Origin of the sequence: Simplicispira sedimenti, from assembly GCF_022760965.1 — a bacterium.
GTDB classification, from domain to species: Bacteria; Pseudomonadota; Gammaproteobacteria; order Burkholderiales; family Burkholderiaceae_C; genus Simplicispira; species Simplicispira sedimenti.
In genome coordinates this window covers 220,275-242,360 of record NZ_JAKVIJ010000005.1, presented here as the reverse complement: position 1 = coordinate 242,360, position 22,086 = coordinate 220,275, and the positions used below count along the sequence as shown (strand labels likewise).

14 protein-coding genes are annotated in these 22,086 nt (G+C 67.2%); 7 read left to right on the top strand and 7 right to left on the bottom strand.

Annotated features, from left to right (window positions below):
* Positions 1-109: 109 nt before the first annotated feature.
* Positions 110-1,123 carry a GlxA family transcriptional regulator gene (locus MJ602_RS07955; RefSeq protein WP_243020275.1) on the bottom strand — a complete coding sequence of 338 codons (1,014 nt, stop codon included), beginning with the start codon at positions 1,121-1,123 and terminating at the stop codon, positions 110-112.
* Between the two features lie 66 nt (positions 1,124-1,189).
* Between MJ602_RS07955 and MJ602_RS07950 the strand changes: the two genes are divergently transcribed.
* On the top strand, positions 1,190-1,492 hold the full coding sequence (locus tag MJ602_RS07950; protein ID WP_007182542.1) for a putative quinol monooxygenase: 303 nt from the start codon (positions 1,190-1,192) through the stop codon (positions 1,490-1,492).
* A gap of 205 nt (positions 1,493-1,697) precedes the next feature.
* On the opposite strand, the gene MJ602_RS07945 is transcribed toward MJ602_RS07950, so the two are convergent.
* The 4 genes from MJ602_RS07945 to prpC all read right to left on the bottom strand — a co-directional run bounded on the left by MJ602_RS07945 (position 1,698) and on the right by prpC (position 7,646).
* Positions 1,698-2,561 (bottom strand): isocitrate lyase/PEP mutase family protein, encoded by an 864-nt coding sequence (locus tag MJ602_RS07945; RefSeq protein WP_243020274.1) that lies wholly within the window; start codon positions 2,559-2,561, stop codon positions 1,698-1,700.
* Positions 2,562-2,635: 74 nt separating this feature from the next.
* Positions 2,636-3,811, bottom strand: a complete 1,176-nt coding sequence (gene prpF / locus MJ602_RS07940) for a 2-methylaconitate cis-trans isomerase PrpF (protein ID WP_243020273.1) — start codon at positions 3,809-3,811, stop codon at positions 2,636-2,638.
* 10 nt (positions 3,812-3,821) lie between these two features.
* Positions 3,822-6,470 carry a Fe/S-dependent 2-methylisocitrate dehydratase AcnD gene (gene acnD, locus MJ602_RS07935; RefSeq protein WP_243020272.1) on the bottom strand — a complete coding sequence of 883 codons (2,649 nt, stop codon included), beginning with the start codon at positions 6,468-6,470 and terminating at the stop codon, positions 3,822-3,824.
* A gap of 21 nt (positions 6,471-6,491) precedes the next feature.
* Positions 6,492-7,646: a bifunctional 2-methylcitrate synthase/citrate synthase gene (gene prpC, locus MJ602_RS07930; protein WP_243020271.1), complete on the bottom strand. Its 1,155-nt coding sequence runs from the start codon at positions 7,644-7,646 to the stop codon at positions 6,492-6,494.
* Between the two features lie 163 nt (positions 7,647-7,809).
* Here prpC and MJ602_RS07925 point away from each other — a divergent pair, with 163 nt between their 5' ends.
* Positions 7,810-9,273 carry a short-chain fatty acyl-CoA regulator family protein gene (locus tag MJ602_RS07925; protein ID WP_243020270.1) on the top strand — a complete coding sequence of 488 codons (1,464 nt, stop codon included), beginning with the start codon at positions 7,810-7,812 and terminating at the stop codon, positions 9,271-9,273.
* A gap of 101 nt (positions 9,274-9,374) precedes the next feature.
* Here the strand turns inward: MJ602_RS07925 and MJ602_RS07920 are convergent, their stop codons facing one another.
* Both MJ602_RS07920 and MJ602_RS07915 read right to left on the bottom strand, forming a co-directional pair.
* Positions 9,375-10,772, bottom strand: coding sequence for a DUF1501 domain-containing protein (locus MJ602_RS07920; RefSeq protein WP_243020269.1), 1,398 nt, complete (start codon positions 10,770-10,772; stop codon positions 9,375-9,377).
* An 8-nt stretch (positions 10,773-10,780) separates the two neighbouring features.
* Positions 10,781-12,547, bottom strand: coding sequence for a DUF1800 domain-containing protein (locus MJ602_RS07915; protein ID WP_243020268.1), 1,767 nt, complete (start codon positions 12,545-12,547; stop codon positions 10,781-10,783).
* Positions 12,548-12,795: 248 nt separating this feature from the next.
* Here MJ602_RS07915 and smc point away from each other — a divergent pair, with 248 nt between their 5' ends.
* From smc to MJ602_RS07890, 5 genes are all read left to right on the top strand, one after another.
* Positions 12,796-16,323: a chromosome segregation protein SMC gene (gene smc / locus MJ602_RS07910; RefSeq protein ID WP_243020267.1), complete on the top strand. Its 3,528-nt coding sequence runs from the start codon at positions 12,796-12,798 to the stop codon at positions 16,321-16,323.
* 190 nt (positions 16,324-16,513) lie between these two features.
* Complete coding sequence (locus MJ602_RS07905) at positions 16,514-17,635, top strand: cell division protein ZipA C-terminal FtsZ-binding domain-containing protein (protein ID WP_243020266.1); 1,122 nt, start codon at positions 16,514-16,516, stop codon at positions 17,633-17,635.
* A 15-nt stretch (positions 17,636-17,650) separates the two neighbouring features.
* On the top strand, positions 17,651-19,753 hold the full coding sequence (gene ligA / locus MJ602_RS07900) for an NAD-dependent DNA ligase LigA (protein ID WP_243020265.1): 2,103 nt from the start codon (positions 17,651-17,653) through the stop codon (positions 19,751-19,753).
* Complete coding sequence (gene rssA, locus MJ602_RS07895) at positions 19,750-20,679, top strand: patatin-like phospholipase RssA (RefSeq protein WP_243020264.1); 930 nt, start codon at positions 19,750-19,752, stop codon at positions 20,677-20,679. Before ligA ends, rssA begins: the two co-directional genes overlap by 4 nt.
* Before the next feature lie 497 nt (positions 20,680-21,176).
* A complete protein-coding gene (locus MJ602_RS07890; protein ID WP_243020263.1) occupies positions 21,177-21,872 on the top strand; it encodes a hypothetical protein in 696 nt (231 codons plus the stop codon).
* The last annotated feature ends 214 nt before the right edge of the window (positions 21,873-22,086 follow it).

Below are 22,086 nucleotides of genomic sequence, written 5' to 3'. Positions count from 1 at the left end.
CAGCGACACCTCGACAAAGGTGTCAACTTAAACCAACCGGCCTCCTCGATACCCGGGGCGGTTCAGACTGCTTTGGCACGGCTGGTGCTTTTGCACCCAACGCCTTTGATCATCCACCGCGTCGCAACTCCCTGACACCCCGGCCCAGCTTGCGGCGCAACAGGGCCCGCAGGGTCACCCCATCCGAGTACCCGACCTGTGCGGCGACCTGGTCGACGCTGGCGTTCCCGGTGCGCAAGAGATGGACGGCATGCTCCACGCGCAGGTCCTGGAAATACGACAGCGGTGTCTTTCCCAAAACGCTTTGCAGCCGCCGCGCCAAGGTGCGCTCGCTTGTGCCCGCGGCGCTGGCCGCCTCGGCGAGCGAGAACCCCTGCGCGAGCCGACGTCTGGCCCAGCACTCGAAGCGCTCCACCATCGGGTCGGCATGCGCAAGGTGGTCGGGAATCACGAACTCGGCTTGCGAACTGCGTGTCTCGACCAGCAGATAGCGTGCCACCAGGGCCGCCAGCGCCGGACTGCGCCCTCGGATGATGCGCAAGGCCAAGTCGACGTGGGCCAAAGCGGCACCCGCGGTGGTGAAGCGTGTCGAGTTCACGATCATGCGTGACTCGTCCAGCGTGACGTTCGGATAGCGCTGCCGAAACATCGGCCCCAGCCACCATGACGTCGTCGCACGATGCCCATCAAGCAGGCCACTCTCTGCAAGCAAGAAACTACCGGAGCAAGCGGCACCAAGGTGCGCGCCAGCGGTGGACCACTGCTGTAGCGCCGCGACCGCGTCGGGCACATCGGGGCTTGTGAGTCGAGCCGAGAGCGTGTCAGGCATCTTGTCGCCAAACGCTGGCACGAGCACGACGTCTGGTTCGGGCACACCATGCGCAGTGACCACGGGGACCGTCAAGCCTTGCGCAGTTCGGATGCGACGCCGCACGCCCACCAGCGTGAGCTCTATGTGCGCGGGAGCCTGTGGCAGCGAGCCCGCCATCGCATTGGCTAAGCCCACTGTGTCAGTGAGCGCCGCAAGCCCCAGATCAAACACGCCATCACAAACAAGGAGGTGCAGTTTCATGGCAACAATGATATCAATGTTGTCATTATTGCCTATAGAGATGTCTGTCATGAAAACTTAGACTGCAGTCTCGTCGATCCCTTCACCCACTTTTCCATTTACCCAAAGGAATACACCATGACTAAGCTCGCCCTGTTTGTTCGCCTCGAAGCCAAACCCGGCCAGGAGGCTGCGCTTGCCGACTTCCTGGCCAGCGCACTGCCGCTCGCCAACGCCGAGTCCGGCACCACGGCCTGGTTCGCATTGAAGTTTGGCCCTTCGACGTTTGGTGTGTTCGATGCCTTTGCCGATGAGGCAGGTCGCCAGGCACATCTGAACGGCCAGATCGCCGCGGCCTTGATGGCCAACGCAGCGACCTTGCTCAGTTCTCCGCCCAATATCGAGAAGGTCGAACTGCTTGCAGCCAAACTGCCTGCATGACAACTCGGCCTTGACCCAATCAGGTCACGCTGCAGGATGGGGGTCACACAGCCCTACGTGCGATCCCAACCTCCTTGCTGTCTGGTTGATAAATTCCACTACCAAGTCTTCCTTGGCGCGGTTGCCAATGCTGGCGCGTATGACGCGGCGCACAGTGAATTCACAGGATTTGGCCCATGCGGGCGGGAGCCCTACCACAGGGGCCTCACCCCAAATACTTCTCCTCCAACCCATCCCAAACCCCCTTGCCCACCAGCCTTTGCCTTTCCGCAAACGGCGTCACCAGCCCCGGGTCTTCATCAATCCGCTGCGTCTCGCGCAATTGCGTCAGCGTCCGCTGCATGCCCGCCAGCGCCCCCTGCAGCGCCGCGTTGGCGTACAGCACCAGGCCGTAGCCGAGCTGGCTCAGCTCCTGGGCGCTGGTGATGGGGGTTTTGCCGCCGATGACCATGTTCATGAGCTGGGGCGTGCTCAGGCGCTGGGGCAGGGCGCGCACATGCTCCAGCTCCGTGACGGCCTCAACGAACAGCAGGTCGGCGCCGGCCTCGGCGTAGGCTTGGGCGCGCTCCACGGCGGCGTTGAAGCCGTGCACGGCGGCGGCGTCGGTGCGGGCCATGATGAGCAGGTCCTTGTCGCGCCGGGCGTCGCACGCGGCCTTGATCTTGCCGATCATTTCGCTGGCCTCCACCACGTCCTTGCCGGCGAAGTGGCCGCAGCGCTTGGGTGAAACCTGGTCTTCGAGCTGGATGCAGTCGGCGCCTGCGCGCTCCAGGGTGCGCACGGCGTGGTAGGTGTTGAGCGCGTTGCCAAAGCCCGTGTCGGCGTCCACGATCAGGGGCAGGTCCACGGCGTCGCGGATGCGGGCGGTGTGGTCCGCGATGTCGGTGAGGCCCATGAAGGCCTGGTCCGGCAGGCCGAACCACATGTTGGTGACGCCAGCGCCGGTGACGTAGAGGGCCTCGAAGCCCAGGTCGGCCACCACGCGGGCGGAGAGGGCGTTGAACGCGCCGGGCACGATGACGCCCCGGCGGGCATGGGCCAGGGCCTTGAGTTGTTGCTTGGTGTTCATGGGGTGCCGATCAAAATGCTATTGAATTGGTAGCTGTTGGCGCTTTCTGCATAAGCTCTGGAGGCCTATTTGGCTTAAAAACTGTCCGCCGGAACGCGCACCCAGCCTTCCATGAGGATGCGGGCGCTGCGGCTCATGAGGGCCTTGGTCACTTGCCATTGGCCGCCCACCTGCGCGGCCTCGGCGCCCACGCGCAGGGTGCCCGAGGGGTGGCCGAACACCACGGCGTTGCGCGTGCCGCCGCCGGCCGCCCGGTTGACCAGCGTGCCGGGAATGGCGGCGGCGGTGCCGATGGCGACGGCCGCCGTGCCCATCATGGCGTGGTGCAGCTGGCCCATGGAGAGGGCGCGCACGAGCAGGTCGATGTCGCCGGCCTCGATGTGCTTGCCGCTGGACGCGGTGTAGCGGATGGGCGGGGCCACGAAGGCGATTTTTGGCGTGTGCTGGCGCTGGGCGGCTTCCTCCACGCTGCGGATCAGGCCCATCTTCACCGCGCCGTGCGCGCGGAGGGCCTCGAAGCGCGCCAGGGCCTGCGCGTCGCCGTTGATGGCGCCCTGCAGCTCGGTGCCGGTGTAGCCCAGGTCTTGCGCGTTGAGGAAGATGGTGGGGATGCCGGCGTTGATGAGGGTGGCGGCAAAGCGGCCCACGCCGGGCACTTCCAACTGGTCCACCACGTTGCCGGTGGGGAACATGGAACCTTCACCCTCGTCCGCCGGGGCGATGAACTCCAGCGGCACCTCGGCGGTGGGGAAGGCCACGCCGTCCAGCTCGAATGTGCCCGTTTCCTGCACATGCCCGCCCACGATGGGCACATGGGCCACGATGGTCTTGCCGATGTTGGCTTGCCAGATGCGCACCGCCACGCTGCCCTGCCGGGGAATGCGCTCGGGGTCCACCAGCCCCCAGTGGATGGCGCAGGGCCCCACGGCGGCCGAGAGGTTGCCGCAGTTGCCGCTCCAGTCCACGAAGGGGCGGTCGATGGAGACCTGGCCGAACAGGTAGTCCACATCGTGCCCGGGCCGTGTGCTGCGGCTCAGGATGACAGCCTTGCTGGTGCTGGACGACGCGTTGCCCAGGCCGTCGATCTGCTTGCCATACGGGTCGGGGCTGCCCAGCACGCGCAGCAGCAGCGCGTCGCGTGCGGGGCCGGGCTGGCGGGCGGCCTCGGGCAGGTCTTGCAGGTGGAAGAACACGCCCTTGCTGGTGCCGCCGCGCATGTAGAGGGCGGGAATCTTGGTTTGCGGTGCCATGGCTTTCACTTCAGTTTTCATAGCTGACAGCGCTTGCTGGTGGGGCGCTGGAGGCTGATTTGGCCAAAAAATCCTGCGCAAAGCGCTGCAGCACACCGCCCGCTTCGTACACCGAGGCTTCCTCGGCGGTGTCGAGCCGGCATTGCATGGGCACCTGCAGCACTTCGCCGTTCTTGCGGCGCACGATGAGCGACAGCACGGCGCGCGGCTGCAGTGCGCCCGCCACGTCGAAGGTTTCGGTGCCGTCGAGCTGCAGGGTGTGGCGGGTGGTGCCGGGCTGGAATTCGAGCGGCAGCACGCCCATGCCGATGAGGTTGGTGCGGTGGATGCGCTCGAAGCCCTCGGCCACCACCACCTCCACGCCCGCCAGGCGCACGCCCTTGGCGGCCCAGTCGCGGCTGGAACCCTGGCCGTAGTCGGCGCCCGCGATGATGATGAGCGGCTGGCGGCGGCCCAGGTAGGTTTCGATGGCCTCCCACATGCGCACCACCTGGCCCTCGGGCTCCACGCGGGCCAGCGAGCCCTTGCGCACCTGGCCGTCCACCACGGCCATCTCGTTCACCAGCTGTGGGTTGGCGAAGGTGGCGCGCAGGGCGGTGAGGTGGTCGCCCCGGTGCGTGGCGTAGGAGTTGAAGTCTTCCTCCGGCACGCCCATGCGCGCCAGGTATTCGCCCGCCGCGCTGTTCGGCAGGATGGCGTTGGAGGGCGAGAGGTGGTCGGTGGTGATGTTGTCGGGCAGGATGGCCAGCGGGCGCAGGCCCTTGAGCGTGCGCGGGTGGGCGGCGAGCGCGCCCACGCCCTCGGTGTCCCAGTAGGGCGGGCGGCGGATGTAGGTGGACTGCGCGCGCCAGGCGTACTGCGGGCTCACGCGCTGGCCGTCGTCGCGCCGCAGGGCGAACATGGGCTCGTACACGGCGCGGTACTGCGCGGGCTTGACGGCGGTTTGCACCACGGCGTCGATTTCGGCATCACTGGGCCACAGGTCTTGCAGGCGGATCGCGCGGCCGTCCACCACGGCGAGCACGTCGCGCTCGATGTCGAAGCGGACGGTGCCGGCCAGCGCGTAGGCCACCACCAGCGGCGGCGAGGCCAGGAAGGCCTGGCTGGCGTAGGGGTGGATGCGCCCGTCGAAGTTGCGGTTGCCCGAGAGCACGGCGGTGGCGTAGAGCTTGCGGTCGATGATCTCCTGCTGGATGGCGGGGTCCAATGCGCCGCTCATGCCGTTGCAGGTGGTGCAGGCAAAACCCACAATACCAAAGCCCAGGGCCTCCAGGTCGCCCAGCAATCCGGCTTCCTGCAGGTACAGCTCCACGGCCTTGGAACCGGGGGCGAGGGATGTTTTGACCCAGGGTTGGCGGTTCAAACCCAGGCGGCGGGCGTTGCGCGCCAGCAGGCCGGCGGCGATCACGTTGCGCGGGTTGCTGGTGTTGGTGCAGCTGGTGATGGCGGCGATGACCACGGCCCCGTCGGGCAGGGTGCCTTCTTCGGCGGCGGGCATGGTCCAGGGGCCGGCGATGCCCTTGGCCGCCAGGTCGGCGGTGGCCACGCGGGCGTGCGGGTTGGAGGGGCCGGCCAGGTTGCGCACCACGCTGGAGAGGTTGAACTCCAGCGTGCGCTCGTACACGGCGTCTTGCAGGCTGTCCGCCCACAGGCCGGCCTCCTTGGCGTAGGTTTCGACCAGTTCCACCTGGCTGGCGGCGCGGCCGGTAAGGCGCAGGTAGTCCAGCGTCTGCTCGTCGATGGCGAACAGCGCGGCGGTGGCGCCGTATTCGGGCGCCATGTTGGCAATGGTGGCGCGGTCGCCAATGGTGAGGCTGCGCGCGCCCTCGCCATGGAACTCCAGGTAGGCGCCGACCACCTTGGCCTTGCGCAGGAATTCGGTGAGCGCCAGCACCACATCGGTGGCGGTGATGCCGTCCTGGCGCTGGCCGGTGAGGTGCACGCCCACGATCTCGGGCAGGCGCATCATTGATGCGCGGCCGAGCATCACGTTCTCGGCCTCCAGACCGCCCACGCCGATGGCGATGACGCCCAGCGCGTCGACGTGCGGCGTGTGGCTGTCGGTGCCCACGCAGGTGTCGGGGTAGGCCAGGCCGCCCTCGGCGTGCACCACGGGCGACATTTTCTCCAGGTTGATCTGGTGCATGATGCCGTTCCCCGCCGGGATCACATCCACGTTGGCGAAGGCTTTTTTCGTCCACTCGATGAAGTGGAAGCGGTCTTCGTTGCGGCGGTCTTCAATCGCGCGGTTCTTCTGGAAAGCCTCGGGCTCGAAGCCGCCGCACTCCACGGCCAGCGAGTGGTCCACGATGAGCTGCACCGGCACCACGGGGTTCACCTGGGCCGGGTCGCCGCCCTCGGCGGCGATGGCGTCGCGCAGGCCGGCCAGGTCCACCAGGGCCGTCTGACCGAGGATGTCGTGGCACACCACGCGCGCCGGGTACCACGGAAAGTCGCGCTCGCGGCGGCGCTCGATCAGTTGCAGCAGGTAGCCGTCCTGCTGGGCCGGGTCGGCCTTGCGCACGATGTTCTCGGCGTGCACGCGCGCGGTGTAGGGCATCTCGGCCCAGGCGCCGGGGCGCAGGTGCTCGACGGCGGCGCGGGCATCCACATAGTCCAGCAGCGTGCCGGGCAGGTTCTTGCGGTAGAGGGTGTTCATGGCGTGGAGCGCTGCGAGGGGTTAGGTGCGGTTCTCGATAGGCACGAAGGCCAGGTCGTCGGGGCCGGTGTAGTGGGCGCTGGGGCGGATGATCTTGTTGTCGATGCGCTGCTCGATGGTGTGCGCGGCCCAGCCGCTGGTGCGCGCAATGACGAACAGCGGCGTGAACATGGCCGTGGGCACCTGCATCATGTGGTAGCTCACGGCGCTGAACCAGTCGAGGTTGGGGAACATTTTCTTGGTTTCCCACATGACGGATTCCAGCCGCTCGGCGATGTCGTACATCTTGGTGCTGCCTGCTTCCTCGGACAACTGGAGCGCCACGCGCTTGATGACCACGTTGCGCGGGTCGCTCACCGTGTACACCGGGTGGCCGAAGCCGATCACCACCTCCTTGGCCTCCACGCGGCGGCGGATGTCGGTCTCGGCGTCGTCGGGCGTGTCGTAGCGCTTTTGCACCTCGAAGGCCACCTCGTTGGCGCCGCCGTGCTTGGGGCCGCGCAGCGCGCCGATGGCGCCGGCAATGCTCGAATACATATCGCTGCCGGTGCCGGCGATCACGCGGGCGGTGAAGGTGCTGGCGTTGAACTCGTGCTCGGCGTACAGGTTCAGCGAGGTGTGCATGGCGCGCTCCCAGGCGGCGCTGGGTTTCTGGCCGTGCAGCAGGTGCAGGAAATGCGCACCGATGGAGTCGTCGTCCGTCTCGACGCCGATGCGCTTGCCCTGCGTGCTCCAGTGGTACCAGTAGAGCAGCATGGAGCCCAGGCTGGCCAGCAGGCGGTCGGCGATGTCGCGCGCGCCGGGCGTGTTGTGGTCGTCCTTCTCGGGCAGCACGCAGCCCAGGGCCGAGACGCCGGTGCGCATCACGTCCATGGGGTGGCTGCTGGCCGGGAGCTTCTCCAGCGCGTCCTTCACGCTGGCGGGCAAGCCGCGCAGGGCCTTGAGCTTGGCCTTGTAGGCCTTGAGCTCGGCGCGCGTGGGCAGCTTGCCGTGCACCAGCAGGTGGGCGATTTCCTCGAATTCGCAGACCTCGGCGATGTCGAGGATGTCGTAGCCCCGGTAGTGCAGGTCGTTGCCGCTGCGACCGACAGTGCACAGGGCCGTGTTGCCGGCGGTCACGCCCGAGAGGGCGACGGATTTCTTGGCCTTGACGGCGGGGGGGGCTGTTTCGCTCATGGCGTTGTTTTCCTTGCAAAAAGTGTTTGTGCAGCCGCGTGGTCCGGTGCATGATTCGCAATGTACGCAAGCCGCCTCTCCAGCGTAAGCACTGAATTGGCGAAGGTTTGCGAAGAAAAAACCAGTAAATTGCGAAGTTTGCGAATAACCCGGAGGCAACCCCATGCGCAAGACCTTCATGGGCGTGCAGCTGCGCCGCCTGCGCGAGGAACGTGGCCTCACGCAGGTGGCGCTGGCGCGCACGCTGGGCCTGTCGGCCAGCTACCTGAACCAGATCGAGCAGAACCAGCGCCCGCTGACGGTGCCGGTGCTGCTGAAGATCAGCGCCGCGCTGGGCGTGGACGTGCAGCGCTTTTCCGACGACGAGGAGGCGCGCCTGATCGCCGGCCTGAACGAGGTGCTGGCCGACCAGCCGCCGGGCGGCGCGGGGCAGGAGCAGGTGTCGCTGGCGGAGATCCGCGAGCTGGCCGCCAGCATGCCCGCCGTGGCGCGCACCCTCATTGGCCTGCATGGGCGCTACCGGCAGGCGCTCGAACGCCTCGACGCGCTGGCCGCGCCCTGGGGCGACGAGCGCTCGGGCCAGGGTGGCGAAGCGCCGCCGCCCATGGCCTACGAGGAGGTGCGCGACTACTTTTTCGCCCACCACAACCACATGGCCGAGCTGGACGCCGCCGCCGAGCACTGCGCCGCGCAGTGGGGCATGGAGCCGCGCCGCGCCGAAAGCCTGCTGCTGCAGCGGCTGGAGCAGCAGCACGGCGTGCGCGTGGTCACGCCGGGGCCGGAGATGCCGGTGCTGGAAGGCGGCACGCTGCGCCTGTTCGATGCCGCCTCCAGCGTGCTCTACCTGTCGGACCGGCTGGAGGGCGGGCAGCGCAACTTCCACATGGCCACGCAACTGGCCTTCCTGGAGATGGAACCCGTGCTGCGCCGCCTGGCGCAGGACGCGCGCCTGTCCAGCCGCGAGGCGCGGCAGCTCGCGCGCATCGGCCTGGCCAACTACTTTGCCGGGGCGCTGCTCATGCCGTATTCGGCCTTTCTGCGCGCGGCCGAGGAGGAGGGCTACGACATCGAGCGCCTGGGCCAGCGCTTCGGCGTGGGCTTCGAGGCGGTGTGCCACCGGCTGTCGATGCTGCAGCGGCCGCAGGCGCGCGGCATTCCGTTCATCTTCATCCGCGTGGACCGCGCAGGGAACATCTCCAAGCGCCAGTCGGCCACGCATTTCCACTTCTCGCGCATCGGCGGCACCTGCCCGCTCTGGAACGTGTACGAGGCCTTCGCGCAACCCGGCCGCATCGTCACGCAACTGGCGCGCATGCCCGACGGGCGCACCTACCTGTGGGTGGCGCGCACCGTGCAGCACGGCGGCGGCGCCTGGGGCGCGCCGGGCAAGCTGCACGCGGTGGCGCTGGGCTGCGACATCGAGCACGCGCCGCGCTGGGTGTATTCCAAGGGCCTGAACTTGGCCGATCCGGCCGCCGCCGTGCCCATCGGCATGGGCTGCAAGGTGTGCGAGCGCACCAGCTGCCCGCAGCGCGCCTTCCCGCCCGTGGGCCGCGCGCTGGAGGTGGACGAGCGGCGCAGCACGCTGGCGCCGTACCCGGTGTTGCAGCGGATGCTATCGAATTGATCGCTTGCGGTGCCTGTATTGACCCCCTCTCCCGCGAGGGGAGAGGGAGTTTTGCTATCGAATCAATAGCTTGTGGCGCTTATTCCACGAGCGTTTGGCGCCTAAATCTGCATGAATCCAAGGTCGGCAGAACCAAAATTGCCCAGGCGCGGCAGCACCAGGGGCAGGTCGGTGGCGGAGATGCCGAACCAGCGGCCCAGCGTGGCGGCGTATTGTTCGACCGACACCGAGGGCAGCAGGCGGCCCCGGCCCACGTCGTCCGGGCCGTTGTTGGCGGGCAGCGGGGCGGCGCCGACAAAGCTGCCACCTTTCACGGCGCCACCGATCACGAACTGCGACGAGCCCCAGCCATGGTCCGTGCCGTCGTTGTTGCTCACCAGCGTGCGGCCGAAGTCGGTGGCCGTGAAGGTGGTGACCTGCGAGGCCACGCCCAGCGCCTCGGTGGCGCGGTAGAACGCGGCCAGCGCATTGCCCAGGTTGGTCATCAAGGTGGCGTGGGCGCCCAGTTGGCTGTCGTGTGTGTCGAACCCGCCCAGCGACACAAAAAACACCTGGCGCTTGGTACCCAGGCTGCCACGGGCGCTGATGAGACGCGCCACCAGGGCAAGTTGGTCGGCCAGCCGGTTGCTGGTGGGAAAGGTGACGGGCGCCGGGTTGCCTGCCAGCGCTGCAGTGATGCGCTCGCCCGCCTCGATGGAGCGCTGCGCCACGCGCGCATGCTCGTTGGCCAGCCAGTGCGAGGAGCCTTGCGTCATGAACTGGCGCAGCACCTGGGATGCGTCAGCCGAGCCGAACAGGCGGTTCTTGATGCCATTGACCGGCACCGCCCCGCTGGGGGTGACCTGGTAGGGAATGGCGGTGTTGCCCGATAGGTACACCGCGTTGCCCGTCACGTTGATGCAGGTGAAGGTTGAGGTGCTGTTGGCCGACATGAACAGGTCGCCCATGCGCCCGCCCCAGCCGGTGGTGGCGCCCTCGGCGGCCGATGCCTGCCAGTACGACTGTTGGTCGTTGTGCGAGAACAGCTTGGGCGGAAGCGGCACCGAGCGTGCCATGTACTGCTCGCGCGTGGTGGGCTGCACCAGGGTGCCCACGTTGTGCAGCACGGCCATGCGCCCTTGCTGGAACAGTGGCAGCAGGCCTGTGCCCAGGTTGGGGGCCAGGGCAAAGGCACGCCCGTCGGTGCTGCCGCCCGCAGGCGTCAGCACACTGCCCGCCAGCGCTTCGCGCGTGAAGGCGATGTTGCTGCGCAGGCCCTGGTACAGCGCGTGGTGCGTGCTGTCGTAGGGCACCAGGGTGTTCCAGTTGTCGTTGCCGCCTTGCAGGAACACACAGACCAGGGCCTTGTAGTCGTCGGCCGTCTGGGCGGCGGCGTCGCCCATGGCCGAAAGCGTCAGCGCCCACGGAGCGGCCCCCGCTGCCATGGACAAGAGACTGCTGCGGCGCAGAAAGGCGCGGCGCGATGCGTCGTGGGTGCTGATGGGGGGAAGTGCAGACATGCGGGGCCTCATTTCTGGACGATGTACTCGGGCGAGGCCAGCACCAGCGTGAGTGCGGCATACATCCGGTTTTGCAGTTCGGTGGTGGTCTTGCCGGGCATGCCGCCCAGCACCGCCGTGAGTGTGGCCACGGTGGCGGGCGAGAGCTGGCCAGCGGCCAGCACCAGTTGCAGCTCGGCCACCAGCGCGGCGGGATCGCCCGCCTTGGCCAGCAGTGCGGCGTAGTTGGCGCGCAGGTCGCCCACGCTGCGGCCCGCCACGGCGTTCTGCATGAAGTTCACATAGCCCGCCACGGTGGACTCGTTGGTGAGCTGGAACTCCGGCCCCACCAGGCCCTGTGCCGCCAGTGCCGTGTTGGGCGGTATGTAGCCGGGGCGGAAGAAGTTGAACACCGAGGGCGAACGCAGCGGGCTTTGGCCCAGGCGCGAACCGGGGTCGGACAGGTCGCCCACGTCCCAGGCGTCGCCGGTGGACGTGGCGCCAAAGGCCCGCGCCCAGTGCACAAAGCGCTGCACCGGCTCGCGCAGCTTGCCCCAGTTGGGGTTTTGCAACTGGCCGCGATCGCGCGCCTCGGGGTCCAGCAGGATGGCGCGCACCACGGCGCGCAGATCACCTCGCGCGCCTTGCCCGTTGTTGGCGAACACGGCCGCCACGCGGGCGACATAACCCCCGCTGGGGTTGCTGGTGACCAGCCGCTGGATGAGCTGGCGGCTGATGAACGGCGGCACATTGGGGTGGACGAACAGGGCGTCCAGCGCGCGGCGCAGGGCCGCGAGGGCATCGGTGCCCTCAGGGATGGTGGTGCCCAGGAACTGCTTGGCGCCGGTCTCGTAGCGCGAGGCCACCTGTGCCATGGGCCGGCACATCTGCGCCGCAGGGTAGGGTTTGGACAGGCCTGCCGTGTCCAGGTCCCAGCCCGTGAACACCCGGGCCAGGCCCATCACGTCGTCGGAGCGGTAGGTTTCCACGAACTGGCCGTTGTTGACCACGGGCGTGCCGTCGGCGCGCAACTGCACCAGGCCGATGGTGAACAACTGCATCAGTTCGCGTGCGTAGTTCTCGTCGGGTTGGCTGCCGGTCTTGGGGTTGGCCTTGGAATTGCCCCGGTAGGTGAGGTAGTAGCCCATGGCCGGGCTCAGCGAGATGTCTTCCAGCAACTGTCGGTAGTTGCCAAAGGCATGGGTCTGGAGGATGTCGTAGTAATACGCCAGCGCAAACTGGCGGTAACTGCTGTCCACGCCCAGCACCGATGCCACGCAGATCTCCGACAGGGCCAGCGCCACGCGCTGGCGAAGGGCGTCGGGGCTGGTGATCAGTGTGCGCCACAGTGCGTTGTCCAGGCCGCGCTGGCTGAAGCGGAATTCTTCCGCGTCCAGCCCCTTGGCGTAGAGCCAGTCCACCAGGCGCATGCTGACCGGCATGGCGAACTGCTCGTTGAGCCAGGTGGCCAGGCCCTTGCTGGTCAGCGTTTCAATGTCTGCGCGGCTGGCGCCCAGCGTCGCCTGCGCCAGGAAGCGGGCACTTTCCTCGTGCGTCAGCGGGGTGGCCGGGGTGCCAGGGTTGTCGCCTGGCCCATCGCCGGGGTCGCCCGGTGAGCCAGGGTTACCCGGCGTGCCGGGTGTGGAGGGGCTGTCATCGCTGCCACCGCCGCAGGCCGCGAGTGCTGCTGCACCCAGTGCCGAAAGGGCGGCACTGCGGCCGGGAAGGGGGAGGTTGGCAGCTTCTTCGGCTGTGGTAAGTGCCTGGGTTTCCTGGGGCGTGGGTGGGGCGTTCATGGGTGCGTTCCAAGGGGTTCTTGACGGTGTGTGCAAGTCTGTCATGCCCATGCGCTCGTCGGGGATATTGGTAACGCAAACCTGTGGTTGTTTCAATTATTTACAGGCCCATGCCACACCCGAACCGGGACACGGCGCTCGGGTAACATCTGCGCCTTGTCGGCGGGGCTTTGACTGCCCCGGCCCGGCGTGTGAGCCAGCCCTGCCTCCACAGGGGCAGCGGGTGCTGGCGTCTGACAGGGTGATCCGTGCGTCTCAACTCCATCAAACTCTCCGGCTTCAAGTCGTTTGCCGAACCGACCAACTTCATGCTGCCAGGGCAACTGGTGGGCGTGGTGGGGCCGAACGGCTGCGGCAAGTCCAACATCATGGACGCGGTGCGCTGGGTGCTGGGCGAGTCCAAGGCGAGCGAACTGCGCGGCGAGTCCATGCAGGACGTGATTTTCAACGGCACCACCTCGCGCAAGCCCGCCAGCCGCTCCAGCGTGGAGCTGGTCTTTGACAATGCCGACCACCGCGCTGGTGGCCAGTGGAACCAGTTCACTGAAATCGCCGTCAAGCGCGTGCTCACGCGCGACGGCAACAGCAGCTACTACATCAACAACCAGCCGGTGCGCCGGCGCGACGTGCAGGACGTGTTCCTGGGCACGGGCCTGGGGCCGCGCGCCTACGCCATCATCGGCCAGGGCACCATCAGCCGCATCATCGAGTCGCGCCCCGAGGAGCTGCGCCTGTTCCTGGAAGAGGCCGCGGGCGTCTCCAAATACAAAGAGCGCCGCCGCGAGACTGAAAACCGCCTGCACGACACGCGCGAGAACCTCACCCGCGTGGAAGACATCCTGCGCGAACTGGGCAGCAACCTCGAAAAGCTCGAAAAGCAGGCCGAGATCGCCGAGCGCTACAAGCAACTGCAGTCCCAGGCCACGCTGCGCCAGCAGCAGCAGTGGTACCTCAAGCGCACCGAGGCCGAGGCTGAGCAGGCCCGCGTGCGCAGCGAAGGGCTGGCCGCCGTCAACGAGCTGGAATCGCGCATGGCCGACCTGCGGCATGTTGAGGCCGAGCTCGAAACCATCCGCCAGGCGCACTACGCTGCGGGCGATCAGGTCAACCAGGCCCAGGGCAAGCTCTATGAGGCCAGTGCCGAAGTCGGCCGCCTGGAGGCCGAAATCCGCTACGTGCTCGAAGGGCGCCAGCGCGTGGAGCAGCGCCTGGTGCAACTGGCCGAGCAAATCACCCAGTGGCAGGCGCGCCGCGAAGAAGCCGACGCCGAGCTGGAGCACCTTGCCGGGGCCGGGGTCGATGCCGAGGAAAAGGCCGAGCTGCTGGCCGCCCAGGTCGAAGAACAGGCCATGCGCCTGCCCGACCTGGAAGAAGCCCTGCGCCAGGCCCAGGGCCAGGCCGACGCCCAGCGTGCCAGCGTGGTGCAGGTGCAGCAGCAAATCCAGGTGCTGGCGGCAGAGCAGCGCAGCATCGACGAACAAAGCCGCCAGGCGGACGCCCGCTTCGAGCGCCTGCGCGCCGACCGCAACGCCCTGGCCGCGCCCGACGAAGCCCGCCTGGCCAACCTGCGCAGCCAGTGCGAGGCCGCCACCGAGGCCCAGGAACTGGCCGCCGCCCGGCTGGAAGAACTGCAGGAAGCCGTGCCCCGCCTGGACGAAGACCGCCGCGCCCGCCAGCAGGCCGTGAACCAGGAGACCGCCCGCCAGGCCGACCTCTCGGCGCGCATGGAGGCCCTCAAGGCGCTGCAGGAAAAGGTCAAAACCGACGGCAAACTGCGCCCCTGGCTGGCCAAGCACGGCCTGGACGGCCTGCAGGGCCTGTGGAGCCGCATCCACATCGAACCCGGCTGGGAAAACGCGCTGGAAGCCGCGCTGCGCGAGCGCCTGGGCGCGCTCGAAGTGGGCCGCCTGGACATGGTGCGCGGCTTTCTGGGCGCCGGCGGGGGCGATGCGCCCGCCGCCAAGCTGGCCTTCTTCACGCCGCCGCAGGCACCCACGCCGAACGCAGCAAACGGCCTGCCGCGCCTGTCGGACCTGCTGCGTGTGCACGACGCAGGGTTGCGCGCCGTGCTCGAAGACTGGCTTGTGGGTTGCCACACCGCCCCCACGCTGGACGAGGCGCTGGACCGCCGCGCCCAGCTTGCGCCCGGCAGCGCCATTTACGTGCCGCAGGGGCACTGCGTAACCGCGCACAGCGTGGGTTTTTATGCGCAGGACTCCGAGCAATCGGGCCTGCTGGCGCGCGCCCAGGAGATCGAGCACCTCGACAAGGAACTGCGCGCCCAGGCCCTCATCGGCGAAGAGGCCCGCACCGCGCTGGTACGCGCCGAAGCCGCCTACGCCGACGCCACCCAGCGCCTGGCCACGCTGGGCCGCGAGGCCGCCGAGGCCCAGTCGCGCGCCCACGAGCTGCAGGTGGAGCACCTGCGCCAGTCGCAACTGGCCGAGCAGGCGCGCGCGCGCAGCGAGCAGATTGGTGCCGACCTGGCCGAAGTGCAGGCCCAGCTGGACGACCTGCAAGAGCGCCGCGTGGCCGCCGAAGCCCGCTTTGAAGAACTCGACATGCAACTGGCCGACAGCCAGGAGCGCCACGCCCAACTGGGCGACCGCGTGATCGAGGCCGAACGCCGCCTGCAGGAGTGCCGCGAGCAGCAGCGCAGCCTGGAGCGCCAGGCGCAGGAGGCCACCTTCTCGCAGCGCAGCCTGGAGGCCCGCCGTGCCGAGCTTTCGCGCACCCTGGACACCGCCGCCCAGCAAACCCAGGCCCTGCAGGACGAACGCCAGCGCGCCCAGGGCGAGCTGGAGCGCCTGTCCGACGCCGCCGCCCAGGGCGGGCTGCAGCAGGTGCTGGAACTCAAGCTGCAACGCGAGCAAGAGCTTGCTGCCCAGCGCAGCCAGTACGACGACCTGACCGCCCGCCTGCGCGCCAGCGACGAACGCCGCCTGCAACTGGAGCGCGCCATGGAGCCCCAGCGCACGCGCATTACCGAACTGCAGCTCAAGGAACAAGCCGCCCGCCTGGGGCTGGAGCAGTACAGCACCCTGCTGCAAGATGCGCAGGCCGACCTGGAGGCGCTGGCGCAATCGGTGGCCGAAGGCGGCGTGCGCCTGGCGGGCCTGCAGGGCGAGATCGACCGCCTGCAGCGCGACATTGCCGCGCTGGGCGCCGTCAACCTGGCCGCGCTGGAAGAACTGGCCGCCGCGCGCGAGCGCAAGGTCTTCCTGGACGCGCAAACCGCCGACCTGCAGCAGGCCATGCAGACGCTGGAAGACGCCATCCGCAAGATCGACGCCGAAACGCGCGACCTGCTCTCGGGCACCTTCGACGCCGTCAACCAGCACTTCGGGCGCATGTTCCCCGAGCTGTTCGGGGGCGGACAGGCGCGGCTCATCATCACCGGCGACGAAATCCTCGATTCCGGCGTGCAGGTCATGGCCCAGCCGCCGGGCAAGAAGAACCAGACCATCCACCTGCTCTCGGGTGGCGAAAAAGCGCTCACCGCCATCGCGCTGGTGTTCGCCATCTTCCAGCTCAACCCCGCGCCGTTCTGCTTGCTGGACGAGGTGGACGCGCCGCTGGACGACGCCAACACCGAGCGCTACGCCAAGCTGGTCACCAGCATGAGCAAGCAGGGCACCCAGTTCCTGTTCATCAGCCACAACAAGATCGCCATGGAAATGGCCGAGCAACTCATCGGCGTGACCATGCAGGAGCAGGGCGTCTCGCGCATCGTGGCGGTGGACATGGAGTCCGCCCTCTCCATGGCGGATGCATGAAGCACAACCCCCTGTGGCGCTGCGCGCCTTCCCTCCGCTCTCGCCTCGCTGCGCGATGCGGGCAGGGGAACGCCGCCAGCGCGGCGGGGCGGCCCTTGCGCGGCGGCCCTGGCCTGGGCTGCGCCAGTTTCACGCGCCGTGGGTGAAGTGGCACTCCATGAGAAACTGATACCCATACATTTTTCGCACCATGAGCAACCTGCAAATCAGCCTGGCCGTCATTGGCGCCGTGTTGCTGGCCCTGATCGTGGCCTACAACGCCTGGACCACCCACCGCAACGCCCCGCGCAAGGCCCAGCCGCCCGAGCGCGACGCGTCCGCCGAACCCGCGCAGCGCCTGGAGCCCGCGCTGGACGAATCTGAAGCCAGCGTGCCCACCGTATCGCACGTGCACGGCCTGGACCACGGCCCCGAGCCCAGCATCCACGGCGTGGATGTGGACGACGCCCTGCACCTGCCCGTGCCGCCCGCACACGCCAGCCCCGAGCGCTGGTTTCAGCTCGACCCGCTGATCGACGCCATCGCCCCCATCGTGCCCGAGCAGCCCGTCTCCGGCGAAGCCGCGCTGGTCGCGCTGCCGCCCACCCGGCGCGCGGGCAGCAAGCCCTTTGCCATCGAAGCCTTCAACGACGCCAGCGGCCAGTGGGAAACCCCCGTGCCCGGCCAGCGCTACCGCGCCTTCCAGGCCGGGGTGCAACTGGCCAACCGCATGGGTGCGCTCAACGAAATCGAGTTTTCTGAATTCGTCATGAAGGCCCAGGCCTTTGCCGACGCCATCAACGCCGCGCCCGAGTTCCCCGACATGCTGCAGGAAGTGGCCCGCGCCCGCGAACTGGACCAGTTCGCCAGCGACCACGACGCGCAGCTCGCCTTCCAGCTACGCGCCCGCCAGGCCGCCTGGAGCCCCGGCTACGTGCAGCAAAACGCCGCGCGTCTGGGCTTTGTGCCCGGTGCGCTGCCTGGCCGCCTGGTGCTGCCCGCAGGCACTGCCGGCCAGCCCCCGGTGCTGGGCCTGGGCTACGACACCCAGGCCGCCCTGTCGGACGACCCCGAGCAATCGGCCATCCGCGAGCTGTCGCTCAGCCTGGACGTGGCCCATGTGGCCCGCGCCGAACAGCCCTTTGCCCGCCTGCGCCAGGTGGCCGCTGCCCTGTGCGAGAGCATGGACGGCGTGCTGTGTGACCAGAACGGCAACCCGCTGCCCGCCATGGCCATGGACCCCATCGCCGCCGACCTGGAGCAGCTCTATGACCAGCTCGACGGCCGCGACCTCTCCGCTGGCTCGCCCCAAGCGCGCCGCCTCTTCAGTTGATGGGGCCTGCCGCCCATGACTGAAAACTTGGAGCTTTTTCCGCCTCCAGCGCCCGATGGACGGGCGCAAGCAGCTATCGAAATAGTAGCGCTGCGCCAGCAGCTCAACACCTGGGCGCACGAGTACTACGTGCAAGACAGCCCCAGCGTGCCCGACGCCGAGTACGACCGCGCCTTCCAGCGCCTGCAGGCGCTGGAGGCCGAGCACCCCGACCTCGTCACCCCCGACTCGCCCACGCAGCGCGTGATCGGCGCGGTGATGGACGGCCTGGCCCCCGTGCGCCACGCGGTGCCCATGCTCAGCATCCACACCGAGACCGACACCGAGGCCAGCGGCGCCCAGGCCTTCGACGCGCGCGTGCGCCGCGAGCTGGGCCTGGCCGAGAGTGACCCGCCCGTCGAATACGTGGCCGAGCCCAAGTTCGACGGCCTGGCCATGAGCCTGCGCTACGAGCACGGCAAGCTGGTGCAGGCCGCCACGCGCGGCGACGGCGAGGTGGGCGAGGACGTCACGCACAACATCCGCACCATCCGGCAGATTCCGCTGCTGCTACCGGCCGGCGTGCCCCCGCTGCTGGAAGTGCGCGGCGAGGTCTACATGCCCCGCGCCGATTTCGACGCGCTCAACGAGCGCCAGCGCGTGCAGGGCGGCAAGACCTTCGTGAACCCGCGCAACGCCGCCGCCGGCGCCGTGCGCCAGCTCGACTCGGGCATTGCCGCCCAGCGGCCGCTGCGCTTTTTTGCCTACGGCCTGGGCGCCGTCACGCCTGAGGCCGAGGGCGGCCCGGCGTTTGCCACGCACTTTGAACTGCTGCAGGCCCTCAAACAATGGGGTTTTCCGGTCGCGGAGCAGGTGCGAACTGCCCTTGGCGCTACTGAATTGGTAGCATTCCACCAGCAAGTCGGAGCCAGCCGCGACGCGCTGCCCTACGACATCGACGGCGTGGTCTACAAGGTCAACAGCCTGGCGCTGCAACGCCAGCTGGGCTTCAAGACGCGCGAGCCGCGCTGGGCCGTGGCGCACAAATACCCGGCGCAGGAAATGGCCACGCGCATCGAGGCCATCGACGTGCAGGTGGGCCGCACCGGCAAGATCACGCCCGTGGCGCGGCTGGCGCCGGTGTTCGTGGGGGGCGTCACCGTCACCAACGCCACGCTGCACAACCTGTTCGAGATCCGCAAGAAGGGCGTGCGCGTAGGTGACCAGGTGATCGTGCGCCGCGCGGGCGATGTGATCCCCGAAGTGGTCGGCGTGGTGCCCGGCCCGCGCGAGGGCTACGTGGCCAACTTCCACATGCCCAAGGCCTGCCCCGTGTGCGGCAGCGCCGTGGTGCGCGAAAAGGGCGAGGCCAACCACCGCTGCACCGGCGGCCTGTTCTGCCCCGCGCAGCGCAAGGAAGCCATCCTGCACTTCGCCGCGCGCCGCGCCATGGACATCGAGGGCCTGGGCGACAAGCTGGTGGACCAGCTTGTGGACCAGGGCGTGATCCGCACGCTGCCCGACCTGTACCGCATGGGCCTCACCGCGCTCATCGCGCTCGACCGCATGGCCGAAAAATCGGCCCAGAACGTGCTGGCCGCGCTGGAAAAGTCCAAGCGCACCACGCTGCCGCGCTTTTTGTTCGGCCTGGGCATCCGCCACGTGGGCGAGGCCACGGCCAAGGACCTGGCGCGCCACTTCGGCAACCTGGACGCCATCATGGACGCCACGGTCGATCAGCTTTTGCAGGTGAACGACGTGGGCCCCGTGGTGGCCGAGGCCATCCACACCTTCTTCGCCCAGCCGCACAACCGCGAGGTGGTCGAGCAACTGCGCGCCTGCGGCGTGACCTGGGAAGAGGGCGCCCCGGCCGAGCGCGCCACGCTGCCGCTGGCGGGCAAGACGGTGGTGCTCACCGGCACCTTGCCCACGCTCAGCCGCGATGCCGCCAAGGACCTGCTGGAGGCCGCCGGCGCCAAGGTGGCCGGCTCGGTCAGCAAGAAAACGCACTACGTCGTGGCCGGCGAGGAGGCCGGCAGCAAGCTCACCAAGGCCCAGGAGCTGGGCGTGCCCGTACTCGACGAAGCCGGCATGCTGGCCCTGCTGGCCGCGCCGGCACCCACGGGGCCGCAGCCATGAACCGCAAACCTGTCATCGGCCTTGCTCTGGGCAGCGGCTCGGCGCGCGGCTGGGCACACATCGGCGTGATCCGCGCGCTGCAGCAGGCGGGCATCCAGCCCGACCTGGTGTGCGGCGCCTCCATTGGCGCCGTGGTGGGCGCGGCCTACGCGCTGGGCGAGCTGGACCGCTTCGAGCAATGGGCACGCGGCCTGACCGGGCGCACCATGTTCTCGTTCATGGACTTCAAGCTGGCGGGCGGCATGCTCAAGGGCGAGCGGGTGATCGAGTTCTTCCGCTCTCGCTTCTCCGACCGCCCCATCGAGGCGCTGGACATTCCCTTCGCCGCCGTGGCCACCGGCCTGCATTCGGGCAGCGAAGTGTGGCTGCGCACCGGCTCCACCGCCGACGCCGTGCGCGCCTCCATGGCCTTGCCCGGCCTGTTCACCCCGGCCCAGCGTGAAGGCCGCCTGCTGGTCGACGGCGGGCTGGTCAACCCCGTGCCCGTGTCGCTGGCGCGCGCCATGGGGGCCGACATCGTGATCGCCGTGGACCTGAACGCCGACATCCTGGGGCGCCACCTGCGCAAACCCGGCGCCAACGGCACGGTCAAGCCGCCCGCTGAGGCACCGGAGGACGATGAGGAAGCGGCCGGCTGGCTCAGCCGCCTGCAGGACGGCTTTGCTTCCATGCTGCCCACCCCCGACCCGGCCCGCGTGCCCACGCCATCGCTGCTGGAAGTGGTGCTGGCCAGCGTCAACATCATGCAGGTGCGCATCACCCGCAGCCGCATGGCCGGCGACCCGCCCGAGGTGGTGATCGCCCCGCAACTGGCGCACCTGGGGCTGATGGACTTCTACCGCGCTGAGGAGGCCATTGCCGAGGGGCAACGTGCGGCGGAGAAAACGCTGCCGTTTTTGCAGCAGTTGGGGTTGGGGGCGGTGTAGTCGGTTGGGCCGTGTGTCGATCTGGAGGCGAGATTTACCGCACGAGTAGTATGCGCTGAGGGCTGCAATCGGCCAGTGGTGGACGTTCTGCGACAGGTTCCAGAGCAGACATTCAATATGACTCTAAATCCAGTCGCTACTTAAAGACAGGAAGACGTCGCGAAAAATGAAATCGATATTAAACCAACTCAAGCTCAACGCAGATGGCTTAAGCATCCTTGTTTTCGTAGCTTGCCTTCTTCTACCTGGGTTTTATGTTGGGGATACACAGCGTGAAAATCTTGGTCTTTCGCTCCTCTTGACAGGGTGGTTAGGGCTGTTTGCCGGTCATTTTGCGTGGCTCGCGAATCCACTTTTCCTAATTGCCATTTTACGCCAAAACAGGAAACCAGGTCAGGCTGCGGTTTTTGCGCTCATTGGATTCTTAGTTGCCCTCGAGTTTATCGTCCATAAAAGAATTTTGATCGATGGAGGGGGAGGAACGGAACGGATAACAGGTGTCGGGTGGGGATACGTGCTTTGGCTTTCGTCTTTTCTGGTTTTTTTTTAGTTCAGCACTTGAAAAAATCGAAGCAAAAAAAACTATCGTTAATCTGGTTTATTTGGCGATTTCAATTCTTCTGTTGGGTTTTTTCTATATCTATTTCTTTTCGGCTAATTCGCATTGGGCATTACTCAAAGAAAGAGAACGACGCTTCTCGGAGTTATGCAAAATTGCTGGGGAGCAGTTTTATGCCAAGCGGACGTCTCCCATCTTGGGTATATATTTCAACGCATCGGGTGGTGCGTATTACGAAAAAGTGCACGAAGGAAAGATTACTGGATCGATGGGCTATGGCATGTTTTCATCGAGAGGTCTTGACTCAATTCCACTGATTGAGCGTATTAATGACGGCACCAATCCAGCACAACCATACATCCGAGGTAAGGACATTGGCGCAAAAGACGAGTTAGTTTCAGAACTGCGAAGCAATTATTTTGTTGTAATAACAGACCTTACTCAAGGCATGCCAAAGGAACTGGCGTTGTCGGGACGCGAGCTTGTAGTGCGGCAAAAGGGGGTCGAGGAACCTTTAGCAAAAATGGCATATGCGGTATCACATGAAGATCTCAAGTTTTGCGGTCCCTTGGACAAGAACAATCGATTTGATGAAGCGCAGTTTGTATTTAGAGCGCTTGACTTGATAAAGTAGAAAATCTGTGGTTGACACCACGAATATCCCGTCGCTCTGAAGAGACACCCCGCCGGTAGGTCGACCAGGCGCCCCTGAACCAGCTGGGTGGAAGTCTGTTTTCTCAACTTTTTGCTGGCAGCAATGGGTCGAAAGTCGCACCACGTCACATCGCTAGCAAGCACCCTGAACCCGTCTTGGCTGCTACAACTCCAAACCGCGCTATCCGCCGATT